Genomic DNA, 14,672 nt, shown 5'->3' with positions numbered 1-14,672 from the left:
AAAGATTTCTGACTGTTTTCTTCAGCCGGTATCCGGCTGGCTCCTTCCCATCGAGCGCAAACCTTTCACCGTGAAGCGCCAGATGGAAAAAACGGACAGCAGCAGGAAGGCGATCGCGATCGGGTGGTCGAGCAGGATCGCCGCGTTGCCGCCGGAAAGAATAAGCGACTGCCGGATCGTCAACTCGGCCATCGGGCCGAGCACGTAGCCGACGACGAAGGTGACGAAGGAGAAGTCCAGCTTCTTCATGAAATATCCGAAGAAGCCGAATACCAGCATCAGATAGACGCCGAACATGCCGCCGCCTTCCATATAGGCGCCGACGATGCACAGGAAGATAATAACGGGGTAGATGACGGTCTCGCGTATCCGGATGATCATCCGGAACAGATACTGGCCGGAGAGCCCGACGAAGAGCAGCGCGACGGCGGCCATGATCATGCCGATATAGATCGAGAAGACGATGTCGCCGTTCTCGCGGAAGAGGAACGGGCCGGGCGTCAGCCCGTGCATCATGAAGGCGCCCATGAGAAGCGCCGTCGACAGGCTCCCCGGAACGCCGATCGCAAAGACGGGAATGAGGGCTGCAGGAACCGTTGCGTTGTCCGCCGCCTCGGAGGCGGCGAGGCCCTCCGGCGCACCACGGCCGAAGCGCTCCGGATTGGGCGAGCCGTTGCGCACCCAGGTATAGGACAGGAAGGACGCGAGCGTGGCACCAAGGCCCGGCAGAAGGCCGATGCCGGTACCCACCAGAGAACCGCGCATCATGGCGTTGGAAACACGCTTCAGCTCAGGCCGCGACATTTTCGAGCCGGCGGCCCGCTCGGTGTCCAGCCGCGCCCGCGGCACGGCATGGGACCCGCGCCAACCATTATCGATCTGGATGAGGATTTCCGAAAGCGCCAGCGTGCCGATCGCCACCGCCAGAAGCGGAACCCCGTCATAGAGCTCGACCATGCCGAATGTGAGCCGGGGCAGGCCGGTTTCCGAGTCGATACCCGGCGCGGAAAGGAGCAGGCCCAGAAAACCGGCGATCAGCGCCTTGAAGAAAGACTCGCCGGAAACGGCCGCGATGAAGGTGATGGAGAATATCAGGATCGATGCCAGCTCGATCGGCCCGAGCCCGATGGCGAAGCGGGCCATCGGCTGGGCGAGCGCGATCAGTATGAGCGTGGCAAAGATGTCGCCTGCGACCGAGGCATAAACGGCTATGTTCAACGCCTTCTTGGCCTCTCCCTTGCGGCTCATCGGATAGCCGTCATAGGTGGTGACCACGGAAGAGGGCTCGCCCGGCACGTTGAGCAGGATGGCCGACACGGCCGAGCCGGCTGCACCCCCCTTGTTGATGCCGATCAGGAATGAGAGCGCCATGGCCGGCGACATGGCGAAGGTGAAGGGAATCGCCACGGCGATCGCCGTCGTCCGGTTCATCCCCGGCAGTGCGCCCACGAGATAACCCAGCAGCACGCCCAACAGCACATAGGCAAAAACGAGTGGTGTGAGCGTCTCGGAGATGGCAACGGTGATGTTGTCGATCATGGCGGCTCACTCAGGGAAGCGGTGTGCGCAACACGTGGATTGCGAGGAAGTAGACGGCCGCCACCGGCAGGGTCGAGGTCGCGAGGATGCGCAGGAGATTGCGCTCGCCAAGAAAGACCATGAACCCGGCGATCAGCAGCGGGCCTCCGACGATGATGTTGAGCAGATCGATGATGATCACGCCGGTCACAACCAATGCCATGGAGGATGCGAACATCAGAAGATTCCAGCGGGTGATCGGGACCGGCCGCGGCTCGACCCCGCTACGCATGCGATAGGCCGCATGGAGCGCCAGTCCGGCCGCACAGACCACCATGCCTGTCGACAGAAGCATCGGAAAGAAGGTCGGCGGCAGGCCGAAATGCATCCCTTCCTCGGTGGCCATCGGAATGACCAGGAAGATGAGAAGAGATCCAAAGAGAACAATTCCGACCCCGCATAACAGGTCGACTTTATGCATGCCCACGGCTCCTCCCGGCCCGTTCCCGCATAATCCATCCCCTCCCGGATGGCCTGCCGGTTGTCCCGGCAATTTGAATCACCCTAACCATGCATCGTTGTCTGTCAATGTGTAAATCATACAATAATACGCCGATATCGGCTTCGCCGCGGAGGCGCGATTGGATAAGCTGCCGGAAGCCCTGGGCGCCACGGCCTGCATCGGTAGAGGCAGAGCCTGTTCCACCGCGAGTTCTGGGGAGTGGGAGCAGTGGGAGACGCCGCAGTTCGCGAACGTACGGAAAGTCATCATCGACCTGGAAGGATAACTGCGGCGGAGACCGGTCGGAAGACGGGCCAGCCATATAACCTGCACCAACTGGAGAGGTATCCGGCACGATGCCATTGGAGATTTGCCAGCGAGTCTCACCCGCTTTACGTCAAAAAGATCCGTCCGATATGAATGTAAGACAAACTCTATTATGCTGGACAGACCTATGCCTGTGGGGAATAATCGGCAAATCCGTACCGGAACTTCGTAGCACAACGATAACCGTTCGGCATCTGCCCGACGTCAAGGACAAAGAAAGGCCTAACCGAGAGTATGACTGGAGTGAAAGCTTCCGATCAGGAATTTCTCGTCCCCCGGCCCGCCGCGACGCTGCGTCATGGCGTGACGGAAAGCATACGCCAAGCAATCGCGGCTGGGCGGTTCAGGCCCGGGGAAAGAATGCCCGAACGGGATCTCTGTCAGCTGACCGGCGTCAGCAGGACCCTGGTGCGCGAAGCCCTGCGCCAGCTCGAATCGGAAGGCCTGATCGAGGTGATCGCGCATAAGGGACCGGTTGTCTCCCGCATCACCGCAGCCCAAGCAATCGGCGTATATCAGGTGCGCGAAGTGCTGGAGGGCCTCGCCGCTCAGCTCTTCGCGGAACACGCGTCGGATGAGGATCGGCAGGCGCTGCATGGAGCTTTCGAAGAGGTAAAGCAGGCGGATGCCACTGCCAAGCGAATCGCCATGAAGAACAGATTCTATGAATGTCTCATTGCGGGCACCGGAAACGATGCGCTCGGTAAGACCCTGTACCTCCTGAATGCGCGCACCATGCTGCTGCGTGCGCAGTCCCTCCAGGCGCCGAACCGATGGAACCAGAGCCTGAAGGAGTTGGAAGCTCTGGTTGCGGCGCTCGACCAGCGCGACCCGGAAAAAGCACGCTCACTTGCCGTCAACCATGTGCGCCGGGCCGCAGCTGCGGCCATGCACACCTTTTCGATGGATACCCGCGAGAGCAAGCAGCAGGGATCGGCAGCCTGACCGGCCCCGGGCCCCTCACGGGTTGTCCTTGCCTACGGCGTCGTCCTGCGCGAATCTATGAGTGCGACAGGATTGTATTATTGTAATATCACTGCTATTCTTAGGCCGTGGTCGCGGCCCCGGTGTGGGCCGCAGATAGGTACAAAATCCGCCTTCCTGCGGCCCAAACCGGCCGGCGATCTCCCGCCTGCCCCCGCTATCGCGCGTTCACCGGTCGGTGCCGAAGTGAGGCGAGTGGCGGTTATTGCGCAATCTGGAGGAAACTGTGAGCGAGACATTCGGATTTATTGGCCTGGGCAATATGGGCGCCCCGATGGCCCAAAACATTCTGAGGGCCGGCTTTCCCCTCGTCGTTCACGACGCGCGGGAAAGCGCAGTGGAGAGTTTCGTGAAGCAGGGCGCCGGGTCCGCTGCTTCGCCGTCCGAGCTTGCTTCCACCGTCGAGACCATTTTCCTTTCCCTCCCAACCCCGCCGATCGTCGAAGCGGTGGCGCTCGGCGAGAACGGCATCGCATCGGGAAGCAAGGTCAAGCGCGTAGTGGACCTGTCGACCACCGGTCCGTATATGGCCGCAAGCCTGGCCGAACGGCTAAAAGAGCGCGGCGTCCGCTGGATAGACTCGCCCATCAGCGGCGGTGTCGCGGGTGCGAAGGCGGGGAGCGTAGCGGTGATGTTCTCCGGTCAGCGCGAAGATTTCACCGACCTGACATCCGTGCTCGAGGCCATCGGCAAGCCGTTCTACGTCAGCGACAAGCCCGGCCTCGCCCAGACGATGAAGCTCGTCAACAACATGCTCTCGGCTGCCGCCATGGTGCTCAGTTCCGAAGCCATCGTCATGGGGGCGAAGGCCGGCCTTGATCCGAAGATCATGGTCGATGTCATCAATGCCGGCAGCGGGCGCAACACGGCCACCATGCAGAAATTTCCGAATTCCATCCTGCCGCGCACCTTCGACTACGGCTTCGCGACAGGGCTCATGCACAAGGATGTGCAGCTCTTCATGCAGGAGGCGGAGCGCATGGGTCTCTCGCTGGAGGCCTGCAGGACCGTGCTCGACGCGTGGCAGAAGGCAGTCGACACGCTCGGCCCGGACTCCGATTTCACCAGGATCGTTACCCTGGAGGAGAAAAAATACGGGGTCGAGATCCGGGGCCGCTCGGCTGAAAGCGGCTGAGTACATTACCGTAATACAATCATATTGACTTCATTCGGGGCGCATGATGAAGTTCGCCGGAAGCATTTGGCGCCGGAGGAATGCGCCGCGACAAGCTGCCATTGATGCTGATTGTGCCTGACAAGAGCGCGTTCCTCCCCCTCTGGGCTCAACGCAGATGGCACTGCCCGATGCACTTGCGGCGGCCGTCCCGTGGGGCTGGCAATGGGATAAGGTGGCGCGTTTTGCCGAGCAGGCAAATGGCCTGATCGGACAGATAACGAGGGAGAGAAGTATGGAAATCATACCCTGTGGCTCCAGACCATCACGGCGCGGCCCGGCGAGCGCCTTCACCGGCACCGTCTGGCAAGATCCGGTCATAGACGCGCCCAAGCCGGCATTGTTGAAATCGAATGTAGTCACTTTCGAGCCCGGGGCACGCACGGCGTGGCACTCGCATCCGATGGGCCAGACGCTCTTCGTGACGGCCGGCACCGGGCGAATCCAGGCTTGGGAAGGCCCGATCCGCGAGGTCAAGGCAGGCGACGTGGTCTGGATCCCGCCGGGCGAAAAGCACTGGCACGGCGCAGCCCCGGACAACATGATGACGCACATCTCCATGCAGGAGGGCCATGACGGGAACGTGGTCGAATGGCTGGAGCACGTCACCGACGAGCAATATGCCGGCGACTGAGGAGCCCCGGCTGCGACATGCCGGGTGTCCGCCCGTTCCAGGTTCTTTGGCAAGTAGCGGGTGGTCGCGCAGCCAGGGAAACACCGCGAGGCGCGCTTATGAGGCGAATAGCGCGTAAGGAGGAGCAATGAAAAGCTTTCCCGACGAAGGCTGGATGGAGGACTTCAAGGAGGCTGTGGCCCGGGATCCGGAGCTTGCCGTTACGGGTAAGTGGTTCGACGTGGATATGGGCCTTACCTTTGGCGAGCGGCGCTACGTGTTGCGGGTGCGCAAGGGCAGGATCGAGGAAATCATCCCCTCCCCCCGCTTCGACGTGCGTACGCATTTCCAGATCAGGGGACCGGCGGATCTTTGGGAACGCTTTCTCTCAGAAACGCCGCCCCCGCTCTACCACGACATCTTCGCCATGATCATGCGGGTGCCGGAGTTTGTGCTGGAAGGCGACACGCTGGTCGCCATGCAGAACGCACGGGCGCTGCACAGGATGATGGGCTTGATGCGCAGCGTGGGGAAGCAATATGCCTGAGTTCGAGCCCATCACCGGCCGCTACATGAAGGTGTCGATCAAGGCAAAGGAGCATCGCATCTTCGTGGAGGAGGCGGGCCAGGGAATTCCGCTGATCTGCCTGCACACCGCCGGCGCCGACAGCCGGCAATACCGCCACTTGATGAACGATGGTGAGGTGACGAACCGTTTCCGCGTCATCTGCTTCGACATGCCGTGGCACGGCCGCTCCGATCCGCCGGCAGGATGGTGGCTGCAAGCTTACGAATTGACGACCGAGGACTATCTGGCTGCGATCGAGGCCGTCTGGCGGGCGCTCGGTGTCGAGCGTCCGGTTTTCATGGGCTGTTCCATGGGCGGGGCGATCGTTCTGAGGATCGCAAGCGACTTCCAGAACGAGATCCGCGGCGTCGTCGGGCTGGAAAGCGCGGCCTACGCCCCCGGACGCTACAACGAATTTCTCCATCATCCGGCCGTCCACGGAGGCGAACTGGTGGCGACCTACACATGGGGCCTGAACGCGCCTCACAGCCCGGAAGCGGGCAAGCGCGACAATTGGTGGTACTACGCCCAGTCGGGACCCGGGGTCTATCGTGGCGACGTCATGTTCTACAGTTTCGATTTCGACGCGCGCGAGCACATCAGGGGAATCGACACGTCCAAGTGCAAGGTGAGCCTGCTTACCGGCAGCTATGACTATTCCTGCACGCCTGCGATGACCGAGGCGGTCGTCAAGGAAATCCCCGGGTGCCGCTACACCGAGATGGAGAATATCGGGCATTTCCCGATGATCGAGAATTATGAGCTTTTCCGCACATATCTGATGCCGGAGCTCGACTTCATGGCAGCCGACTGACAGCCGAACGCACCTGACGGAGGAAACATCATGTCGCCTGAGCCGTATGAGGTCTTCGCCATTCGCTATGCGCACAACCCCGCAGCGCGATCGGCCCACAATTTCGTCGGCGGAGACCCGCATGACGTGCCGATGCCGCTCGATTACTTCGTCTGGGCGATCCGGGGCAACGGCCGCACCTTCATCGTCGATACGGGCTTCGACGAGGCGATGGCCAAGAAGCGTCAGCGGGATTTCCTGCGTTCCCCTGGCGAGGGCCTGAAGGCCATCGGTATCGATCCCGATTCGATCCAGGACGTGATCCTCACGCACATGCATTACGATCATTGCGGCAATTACGACCTCTTCCCGAATGCGAAATACCATCTGCAGGACATTGAAATGGCCTACTGCACCGGCCGATGTATGTGCCATACGGCGCTGAAGGCGCCGTTCGAGGAGGAGGATGTCGTCGCCATGGTCCGGAAGGTCTTTGCCGGCCGCGTCAAATTCCATGACGGCGCAGCGGAGCTTGCTCCGGGCATTTCGGTTCATCACGTCGGCGGCCACAGCAAGGGGCTACAGGTCGTGCGAGTGTGGACCCGCCGCGGCTGGCTCGTCGTCGCGTCGGACGCCAGCCATTTCTACGCAAATATGGAGCAGGGCCGCGCGTTTCCCATCATGCACAGCCTGGCCGACACGCTTGAAGGCTATGAACGGCTGTGGGATCTGGCGAACGACCGGTCGAACGTGATCCCGGGACACGATCCGATCATCCTCGACCGCTATCCCGCCCCCTCTCAGGGGCTTGAAGGCGTGGTGGTGCGGCTCGACGCCGACCCGAAATCTTAGACCGGTTCATCGTTTCATTGAAACGCTGATCCGGCCTATCTATTTGTTTCGCCGCATTTATGCGACGCTAGATGATTCCATCTGGCTGCAAAATACTTTAAGCAGGAAGCACGGCACATCTGGAGGTGCCGTACCTCGCCCCAACTGCCGATAGGCTTCCCTACAGGCCGAGATAGGCCTCGCGGACCTTCGGATTCTGTTGCAGGGCCCGAGACGTGTCGCTCAGCACGACCCGGCCGGACTCAAGCACGTAGCCGCGCGACGCCACGGACAGCGCGAGCGCGGTGTTCTGCTCCACCAGCAGGATGGACGTGCCGCTCTCGTGAATTTTCACCAGCGCGTCGTGCACCTGGTCGACGACGATGGGTGCAAGGCCGTGGCTCGGTTCGTCCAGGATGAGCATTCGCATGCCGAGCATCATCGCGCGACCGAGCGCGACCATCTGCTGCTCGCCGCCGGAAAGCGTGCCGGCCCGCTGGTTCCGCCTTTCCTTGAGACGTGGGAAGAGCGCGAAGCATTCCTCCAGTCGCCGCGCATGCCTAGGGTCGCGCCGCACCGGGTACGCTCCGAGCATCAGGTTCTCCTCCACCGTCATGTCCGGGAAGAGATGGCGACCCTCGGGAACGTGGGCGATGCCGAGCTTCGGCACTTCATAGGGTTGAAGCCGCATGAGGTCAGCCCCGCCAAAAACGATCCTGCCGCGCGACCGCGGAACCAGACGCGAGATGGAGCGCAGGAGCGTGCTCTTGCCCGCCGTATTGGCCCCGATAACGCAGACGAACTCCCCTTCCCTCACCTCCAGCGAGACCCCGTGCAGCACCTCACCGTCATAGCCGGCGTAAAGATCCTCTATGGAAAGCAGCGGCTCGCCCGGCACGTGCTCGACCTCCCTCATGCGTATTCCCTGCCCAGATAGGCGCGAACGACTTCCTGGTTTCGCGAGATCTCCTGCGGCGAACCCTCGGCGATTTTCCTGCCGAAATTCAAGACCACGATGCGCTCGCACAGCGACATGATGGCGTGCATGTGGTGCTCCACCACGATCACGGTCAGGCCGTCCTCCCGCAGCGAGCGGATGAGTACCATGATCTCCTCCATCTCGACGCGGTTAAGCGCGGCCATCACCTCGTCCAGCAAGAGGACCTTCGGGCGCGTGGCCAGGCCGCGCGCCACCTCCACCCGGGCGCGTTCGGGAAAGGAAAGATCGCTCGCCGCCTTCTCCGCCACGCCGGCAAGCCCGACCCGCTCCAGGCAGGTTCGCGCGGTCGCGCGGGCATCGGCAACGCTCTCGCGCAGGAGAGCCCCGATCAGCACGTTGTCGAGCACGGAGGTTTCCGCGAAGAGCGCGACATTCTGAAACGTCTTCGTCATGCCGCGCTTTGCGATGCGATGCGGCCTGAGGCCGGTGACATCCTTACCCTCCAGCCGAACTGCTCCGGCTGTGGGCTTGTGCAGGCCGACAAGCGTGTTGAAAAGCGTGGACTTGCCCGCTCCGTTCGGCCCGATGAGCCCGACGATTTCGCCTTTCGAAACATCGAAGGACAGGTCCTCCAGCGCCTGCAGCCCGCCGAAGCGCTTGCTGATTCCGCGGATCTCGAGGAGCGGTCCGTTCATGCCCCGTCTCCTCTCCTGAAGCGTGCCACCCCATCCCTGATCAGCACGAGAATGCCGCGCGGCTGGACCAGGATCACGGCGATCAGCACGAGACCGAAGGCAAGTTGGGACAGGCCCGCCATCTGCGAGGACAGGTAGCTGTTGGCGAGTTCCTCTACCGGGATGATGAAGAAGGCGCCGACAATCGGCCCCAGAACAGTGCCCGCGCCGCCGAGGATCGTCACGATCGCCGCACGGATGGAGACCGGCACGATACCGAATACGGCATCCGGATCGAAGAAATAGTTGAACTGCGCGTAAAGCGTGCCGAGGATCGCCGTCAGGGCGGCCGAGATCACTGCGGCGACGATCTTCACCCGCGTCGTGTCGACGCCGATGACTTCGGCCGCCTCGACATTCTCCTTCACCGCCCGCAGTCGGTAGCCGAGCGCGCTGTGGCGGATGACGAGAAAGACGCAGGAGATCAGCACAAGCGCCCCGAGAATGATGTAGTAGTAGGGCAAGGTGCTCCTGAACTGGAGGAGCGCGAAGCTGTCCTCCATCGCGAACGGGACCGAGAGTCCGACGGGACCGCCCGTTACGCCCGACCAGGAGATCGCGATGATCCGCAACACCTCGCTGAAGGCAAGGGTGGCAAGCGCGAAATAGTGCCCACGCAAGCGCATGGTCGGGAAACTGAGCAGATAGGCGGCCACGGCAGCGATAGCGGCCCCGGCCAGCATGCCGAGCCACGGCGAGACGCTGAAATGGATGAGCAGCAGCGTGGAGGTGTAGGCACCGAGGCCGAAAAAGGCCGCATGGCCGAGCGAGATCTGGTTGGCAAGCCCGCCGACGATGTTCCAGGCCTGGCCCAGTGCCGCGAACAGCAGTGCCAGTGTCAGCACCCGGATGGCGTAGCCGAGCGGGTCGAGAAAGAGTGGCAGGGCGGCAGCCAAGGCCACTGCCGCCACACCGGCGATCCACCACCTCATCGGGCACCCCCGAGAAGGCCGTTCGGACGCAGCGCCAGCATGGTAATGAAGACGATGAAGAGCACCAGGTTCTGGAGCTGGATCGGGAAGAACAGGGTCGAGACCGACTGGATGACACCGACCGCCAACCCGCCCACGACCGCTCCCGCCACGCTGCCGAGCCCGCCCAGCACAACCACCGTGAACATCAGCACCACGAATTGCTGGCCAACCGTCGGATGCACGGTGAAGTAAGGTAGGATCACCGCGCCGCCGAAGGCCGTGAGCCCTACACCGAGACCGAAAGCGATCTGGCGCATCCGGTCGGCATTGATGCCCATCAGGTGAGCGGCCATCGGATCCTGGGCGGTCGCCCGCATGGCGCGCCCATACCAGGTCCCGTTGGTGAAGAGCCAGAGCGCGACACCGCACAGGAGAGACATCAGAAATGCCGCAAGATAAGGTACGCTGATGAAAAGCGGCCCCAGTCGCAGCGCCGTCGTCTGATATGCCGTCGAAACGGAGCGGAAATCAGAACCGAAGGCGATAAGGGCAAGATTCTCTATAACGATCAGAAGGCCGACCGTCACGAAGATCTGGGCGAGCGGTGGTGCGTTGAGCACGCGCTGTATGAGGGTCCGCTGCACCAGAATGCCCAGGCCGAAGATCAGCGCAAACGAAAGAAGCGACCCTATGAGAGGATCGAGCCCGAGGAACTTCCAGGCGAAATAGGCGATGAACATGCCGAGCATAAGGAACTCGGCCTGGGCAAAATTGATGATGCCCATCACGCCGAAGACGAGGGTGAGGCCTATGGAGATGACGGCATAGACGCCGCCGATCATCAGCCCGTCGATTACAGCTTGCACGAAGGTCACCGAAACACTCCGAGGACGACGCCATTCGATTGTCGTATGAAACCGCTCCCGCACCAGGCGCACGGGAGCTGATTGCGGCGGCCGGTCTGGATCAAGCGCCGGTCCAGACGGCTTCGCCCCTGGCCAGATCTTCCGGCCAGACCGTGACGAGATCCTCGCCGCGCCATTGCACCATCAAGGGACGCGCCAGCGTGTTGAGCCCCGTCTCGTCGAAGTCGACCGCATCGTTGGGCATGGCCGCACACCATCCCCCCTCGAAGCGCGTGTTTGAAAGCGCCTCGCGCACGGCCTCCGGATCGGCCTCGCCCGCGATCTCGAGCGCCTTGGCCAGAACGTCGAGGCAGACGGCATGCTCCAGCGCCTCATGCACCATGAAGTATCCGTAGCGCTCCCTGAAAACGTCGGTGAGCTCTGGTGCCTGGTCGTAATTGCCCGGCGCGATCGACATCACGCCGTCGGCGAACTCTCCGAGCGCCTCCTTGAAATCGGGGATGACATAGCCGCCGGCGCCGCCGATCACCGGAAGCGTGATGTTCTGTTGGCGCATGGAGCGGATGATCTGCAGCCCGTCATTCAGATAGGAGCACGGGAAAACGGCCTGCGCATCGGTGGCGCGCAGCTGGTTGATGAGCGGGGTGACGTCGGTGATGCCGAGCGGATAGGCCTCGTCCATCACCACCTCGATGCCGAGCTTCGCCGCCGTGTCGCGCAGGCCGGCCGCCTGCGAGGTCCCGTAGGCGGTGTCCTCGTACATGATGGCGATGCTCTGCAGTTCCTGCCCCGCACCGCCGGCGATCTGCGCCGTACCTTCGAGCTGCGCCGCGCCCAGCGTGGAGGCCTTGTTGATGGCCTGGAAGACGTAACGGAAGCCGCGCCCGGTGATCTGGTCGGAGAAGGACATGGTCATGAGAGGAATGCGCCGTCGCTCTGTCACCTCCGAGAGGGCGAGCGTCAACGACGAGGCATAGGCACCAAGGATCGCCACCACGTTGTGCTGTGTGATCATGCGCTGCCCGACGGTGGCGGCGGTCGTCGGCGTCGAGGTCGAGTCGGCCACGATGAGGTTGATCTTCGCGCCGTCAAGCGCCTTGATGCCGCCGTTTGTGTTGATCTGCTCGGCGACCATCTCGATACCGTTGCGCGAATTGACGCCGAACTGCGCATTGGCGCCGGACAGCGGGACCACGACACCCACATTGACGCTGTCCTGCGCCCACGCCAGCCGCGAAATGTAGGGCGTGGCGAGCGCCGCCGCGGCGATGGCCAAAACTGTGCGGCGATTGGGCCGGAGGTCGGCCAGCCGCTCCCACACAGCGGGCGCAAGTTTTGACTCGTTCCTGTCGGACTTCATGATTTTCCTCCCTTTGTTCGCCCGAAGTTTCCTCCGCACACCGGGCGCAGTCAAGAATAGTCATACAATCATACGGTAGACGACTTTGGTGATTTCTGCCACCCTAACGAACTCACTCATCGTGAAGGACAGGAAAAGCATGGAACGCTACGGTCACTTCATCGCCGGCGCATTTTCAGATCCGGCCTCCGGCGACTGGTTCGACACCGTCAACCCCTATACCGGTCAGCCCTGGGCACAGATCGCCCGCGGTTCGAAGCAGGACATCGACCGGGCGGTTTCGGCGGCGCGCGAAGCGTTCGAGGTCTGGAGCGCGCTGAAGCCGTCGGCCCGGGGCAAGATACTCTGCCGGCTGGCCCACCTGATCGAGGAGAAGGCCGAGCATCTCGCCAAGATCGAGGTGCGTGACAACGGCAAGCTCTATGCCGAGATGCTGTCGCAAACCCGCTATCTGGCCGAATGGTACCGCTACTATGGCGGCCTTGCCGACAAAATAGAGGGAGCCGTCATCCCGTCGGACAAAGCAGGCATCTTCAACTTCACCCGCTACGAGCCGCTCGGCGTGGTCGGTATGATCACCCCGTGGAACTCGCCGCTGCTTCTGCTTTCGTGGAAGCTGGCCGCAGCGCTTGCCGCGGGCAACACCGCGGTAGTCAAGCCGTCCGAATTCACATCCGCTTCCACCCTCGAATTCATGCCGCTCTTCGAGAAGGCCGGCTTTCCGGCCGGCGTCGTCAACACGGTGACCGGCTTCGGCACGGAGGTCGGGGCGGCACTGGTCGACCATCCGGACGTCGCGAAGATCGCCTTCACCGGCTCCGACATCGGCGGACAGAAGGTCTATGAAGCGGCGGCCCGGCAGATCAAGCACGTCTCGCTGGAACTCGGCGGAAAGTCGCCCAACATCGTCTTCGAAGACGCGGACATGGAGGCGGCGGTGATGGGTGCCATCTCCGGCATCTTTGCCGCGACCGGGCAGACCTGCATCGCAGGTTCGCGCCTGCTCCTGCAGCGTTCGATCCACGACCGGTTCATGGAACGCCTGCTCGAGATGGCACGGGCGGCCAAGACCGGCGACCCGATGCTGCCCGACACCAATGTCGGCCCGGTCACCACGCCGGCCCAGTTCAAAAAGGTGCTCGACTACATCGCCATCGCGCGCGAGGAAGGCGCGCGCTGCGTGCTCGGCGGCAAGCCCGTAGCCGATGCACCCGGCGGACAATTCGTAGAGCCGACGATCTTCACCGGCGTGACGAACAGGATGCGTATTGCCCAGGAGGAGGTATTCGGCCCGGTGCTGGCGGTGATCCCCTTCGAGGACGACGAGGATGCCGTCCGCATCGCCAACGATATCCAGTTCGGCCTCGCCGCCGGCGTCTGGACCAGGGACATGGCGAGGGCGCTCAAGATGTCGGAGCGGCTGCGGGCGGGCACGATATGGATCAACACCTACCGAGCCGTCAGCTACACCTCGCCCTTCGGCGGCTACAAGCGCAGCGGAATCGGGCGCGAAAGCGGTCTGGAGGCCGTCAGGGAATATCTTCAAGTGAAGTCCGTCTGGATCGCCACGGAGACGTCCGTCGCCAATCCATTCATCATCCGGTGAGCCCGTATGGCGCGGCGGATCTGTCGCCGTGCTGTGCGCCACCATCATGTGTCCGCGGTGCATCAAGCCAGTTGCGCTTTCAAAATATGATTGTATTATCGTAGTACTTTTTAACAGCGGCCCCGTGCCGTTAAACAGTGTTGGGGAGGAGCTATGGGTCGCCTTCAGGGGAGGGCTGCGTTCGTAACGGGCGCTGCCGGTGGCATCGGTCTAGCGATTGCGCTTGCCATGGCCCGCGAGGATGCCCGGGTCGGAATGGCCGACATCAATGCCGAGCTCCTGGGCAAGGCAATCGACGGAGCGAAAGGCCTCGACCTCCACCCCTATCAATGCGACGTGGCGGACCGCACAGCGGTCCGCCACGCCATCGATACGCATGCGGAAGCATCCGGCGGGCTCGACATTCTGGTCAACAATGCGGTCAGTTTTCACTACGCGCCGCTGGCCGAATTCCCGGAGGACATTGCTTCCCAAATGCTCGATGTCGGCGTCAAGGGCGTCTACTGGTGCTTTCAAGCGGCCACGCCGCATCTGATCCGCCGCGGCGGGGGCAGCATCATCAATTTGTCCTCCATCGCGGTGTCCATGGCGTTCCCGAACGCCGCCGTCTACACCTCGATCAAAGGCGCGGTCGATGCCCTCACACGCCAACAGGCGGCCGAATTGGGCCCGCACGGGATTCGCGTCAACGCCCTCGCGCCCGGCTCGGTGCCGACCCCGGGCGCCAATTCCGTCATCGACGCGAGCGGCTGGGAAAGCCGTGCTGGAAAATCCGTGTTGAAGCGCCTGCCCACTGCTGAGGAGATCGCGGACTCTGCCGTGTTCCTGGCTTCGAACGAGGCGAAGAACATCACCGGGATCACGCTGAAGATCGATTCCGGCATGACGATCGCCGGCCCCTGAGGCAGTGGCCGGCCGTGCGGTAACAACTCAGAGGCCCTG

The 14,672-nt window shown here is 62.5% G+C and carries 15 protein-coding genes; 8 read left to right on the top strand and 7 right to left on the bottom strand.

All coding sequences use genetic code 11. The features are described 5' to 3' along the window. Window positions 1-21: 21 nt before the first annotated feature. Entirely contained in the window at window positions 22-1,539 is a 1,518-nt protein-coding gene (locus ACFP9U_RS00870) for a tripartite tricarboxylate transporter permease (protein ID WP_322450446.1), read from the bottom strand. Window positions 1,540-1,549: 10 nt separating this feature from the next. Further along, on the bottom strand, window positions 1,550-1,999 hold the full coding sequence (locus ACFP9U_RS00865; protein ID WP_322450445.1) for a tripartite tricarboxylate transporter TctB family protein: 450 nt from the start codon (window positions 1,997-1,999) through the stop codon (window positions 1,550-1,552). 582 nt (window positions 2,000-2,581) lie between these two features. Here ACFP9U_RS00865 and ACFP9U_RS00860 point away from each other — a divergent pair. From ACFP9U_RS00860 to ACFP9U_RS00835, 6 genes are all read left to right on the top strand, one after another. Continuing rightward, a complete protein-coding gene (locus ACFP9U_RS00860; RefSeq protein WP_322450444.1) occupies window positions 2,582-3,292 on the top strand; it encodes a GntR family transcriptional regulator in 711 nt (236 codons plus the stop codon). A gap of 265 nt (window positions 3,293-3,557) precedes the next feature. After that, window positions 3,558-4,466 carry an NAD(P)-dependent oxidoreductase gene (locus ACFP9U_RS00855; protein WP_378618328.1) on the top strand — a complete coding sequence of 303 codons (909 nt, stop codon included), beginning with the start codon at window positions 3,558-3,560 and terminating at the stop codon, window positions 4,464-4,466. Between the two features lie 274 nt (window positions 4,467-4,740). Further along, window positions 4,741-5,139: a cupin domain-containing protein gene (locus ACFP9U_RS00850; RefSeq protein WP_322450442.1), complete on the top strand. Its 399-nt coding sequence runs from the start codon at window positions 4,741-4,743 to the stop codon at window positions 5,137-5,139. Between the two features lie 127 nt (window positions 5,140-5,266). After that, the gene (locus ACFP9U_RS00845) at window positions 5,267-5,665 is read left to right on the top strand and encodes a hypothetical protein (protein WP_322450441.1); all 399 of its coding nucleotides are present in this window, start codon (window positions 5,267-5,269) and stop codon (window positions 5,663-5,665) included. Then, complete coding sequence (locus ACFP9U_RS00840) at window positions 5,658-6,500, top strand: alpha/beta fold hydrolase (protein WP_378618326.1); 843 nt, start codon at window positions 5,658-5,660, stop codon at window positions 6,498-6,500. The genes ACFP9U_RS00845 and ACFP9U_RS00840 overlap by 8 nt, the downstream gene beginning before the upstream one ends. A gap of 30 nt (window positions 6,501-6,530) precedes the next feature. Continuing rightward, entirely contained in the window at window positions 6,531-7,331 is an 801-nt protein-coding gene (locus tag ACFP9U_RS00835) for an N-acyl homoserine lactonase family protein (protein WP_322450439.1), read from the top strand. A gap of 160 nt (window positions 7,332-7,491) precedes the next feature. On the opposite strand, the gene ACFP9U_RS00830 is transcribed toward ACFP9U_RS00835, so the two are convergent. From ACFP9U_RS00830 to ACFP9U_RS00810, 5 genes are all read right to left on the bottom strand, one after another. Next, on the bottom strand, window positions 7,492-8,193 hold the full coding sequence (locus ACFP9U_RS00830) for an ABC transporter ATP-binding protein (protein WP_378618413.1): 702 nt from the start codon (window positions 8,191-8,193) through the stop codon (window positions 7,492-7,494). A gap of 29 nt (window positions 8,194-8,222) precedes the next feature. After that, window positions 8,223-8,945 (bottom strand): ABC transporter ATP-binding protein, encoded by a 723-nt coding sequence (locus ACFP9U_RS00825; RefSeq protein WP_378618324.1) that lies wholly within the window; start codon window positions 8,943-8,945, stop codon window positions 8,223-8,225. After that, entirely contained in the window at window positions 8,942-9,916 is a 975-nt protein-coding gene (locus ACFP9U_RS00820; protein WP_322450437.1) for a branched-chain amino acid ABC transporter permease, read from the bottom strand. Before ACFP9U_RS00820 ends, ACFP9U_RS00825 begins: the two co-directional genes overlap by 4 nt. Next, entirely contained in the window at window positions 9,913-10,773 is an 861-nt protein-coding gene (locus ACFP9U_RS00815; protein WP_322450436.1) for a branched-chain amino acid ABC transporter permease, read from the bottom strand. Before ACFP9U_RS00815 ends, ACFP9U_RS00820 begins: the two co-directional genes overlap by 4 nt. A 91-nt stretch (window positions 10,774-10,864) precedes the next feature. Next, window positions 10,865-12,124 (bottom strand): ABC transporter substrate-binding protein, encoded by a 1,260-nt coding sequence (locus ACFP9U_RS00810; protein WP_378618322.1) that lies wholly within the window; start codon window positions 12,122-12,124, stop codon window positions 10,865-10,867. Between the two features lie 139 nt (window positions 12,125-12,263). Here ACFP9U_RS00810 and ACFP9U_RS00805 point away from each other — a divergent pair, with 139 nt between their 5' ends. Next, the gene (locus ACFP9U_RS00805) at window positions 12,264-13,730 is read left to right on the top strand and encodes an aldehyde dehydrogenase (protein ID WP_378618320.1); all 1,467 of its coding nucleotides are present in this window, start codon (window positions 12,264-12,266) and stop codon (window positions 13,728-13,730) included. A gap of 153 nt (window positions 13,731-13,883) precedes the next feature. Next, a complete protein-coding gene (locus tag ACFP9U_RS00800; RefSeq protein WP_378618318.1) occupies window positions 13,884-14,633 on the top strand; it encodes an SDR family NAD(P)-dependent oxidoreductase in 750 nt (249 codons plus the stop codon). Window positions 14,634-14,672 lie beyond the last annotated feature (39 nt).

The sequence above is a fragment of the Nitratireductor sp. GCM10026969 genome (genome assembly GCF_042660605.1).
Taxonomy (GTDB): Bacteria; Pseudomonadota; Alphaproteobacteria; order Rhizobiales; family Rhizobiaceae; genus Chelativorans.
This window is presented reverse-complemented; position numbering and strand designations above follow the sequence as displayed.

Coding starts and splice junctions, on each gene's coding strand:
- ACFP9U_RS00840 (WP_378618326.1), top strand. CDS start 5,658: ATGCCTGAGTTCGAGCCCATCACCGGCCGCTACATGAAGGTGTCGATC.
- ACFP9U_RS00870 (WP_322450446.1), bottom strand. CDS start 1,539: ATGATCGACAACATCACCGTTGCCATCTCCGAGACGCTCACACCACTC.
- ACFP9U_RS00860 (WP_322450444.1), top strand. CDS start 2,582: ATGACTGGAGTGAAAGCTTCCGATCAGGAATTTCTCGTCCCCCGGCCC.
- ACFP9U_RS00825 (WP_378618324.1), bottom strand. CDS start 8,945: ATGAACGGACCGCTCCTCGAGATCCGCGGAATCAGCAAGCGCTTCGGC.
- ACFP9U_RS00805 (WP_378618320.1), top strand. CDS start 12,264: ATGGAACGCTACGGTCACTTCATCGCCGGCGCATTTTCAGATCCGGCC.
- ACFP9U_RS00865 (WP_322450445.1), bottom strand. CDS start 1,999: ATGCATAAAGTCGACCTGTTATGCGGGGTCGGAATTGTTCTCTTTGGA.
- ACFP9U_RS00800 (WP_378618318.1), top strand. CDS start 13,884: ATGGGTCGCCTTCAGGGGAGGGCTGCGTTCGTAACGGGCGCTGCCGGT.
- ACFP9U_RS00850 (WP_322450442.1), top strand. CDS start 4,741: ATGGAAATCATACCCTGTGGCTCCAGACCATCACGGCGCGGCCCGGCG.
- ACFP9U_RS00845 (WP_322450441.1), top strand. CDS start 5,267: ATGAAAAGCTTTCCCGACGAAGGCTGGATGGAGGACTTCAAGGAGGCT.
- ACFP9U_RS00810 (WP_378618322.1), bottom strand. CDS start 12,124: ATGAAGTCCGACAGGAACGAGTCAAAACTTGCGCCCGCTGTGTGGGAG.
- ACFP9U_RS00820 (WP_322450437.1), bottom strand. CDS start 9,916: ATGAGGTGGTGGATCGCCGGTGTGGCGGCAGTGGCCTTGGCTGCCGCC.
- ACFP9U_RS00835 (WP_322450439.1), top strand. CDS start 6,531: ATGTCGCCTGAGCCGTATGAGGTCTTCGCCATTCGCTATGCGCACAAC.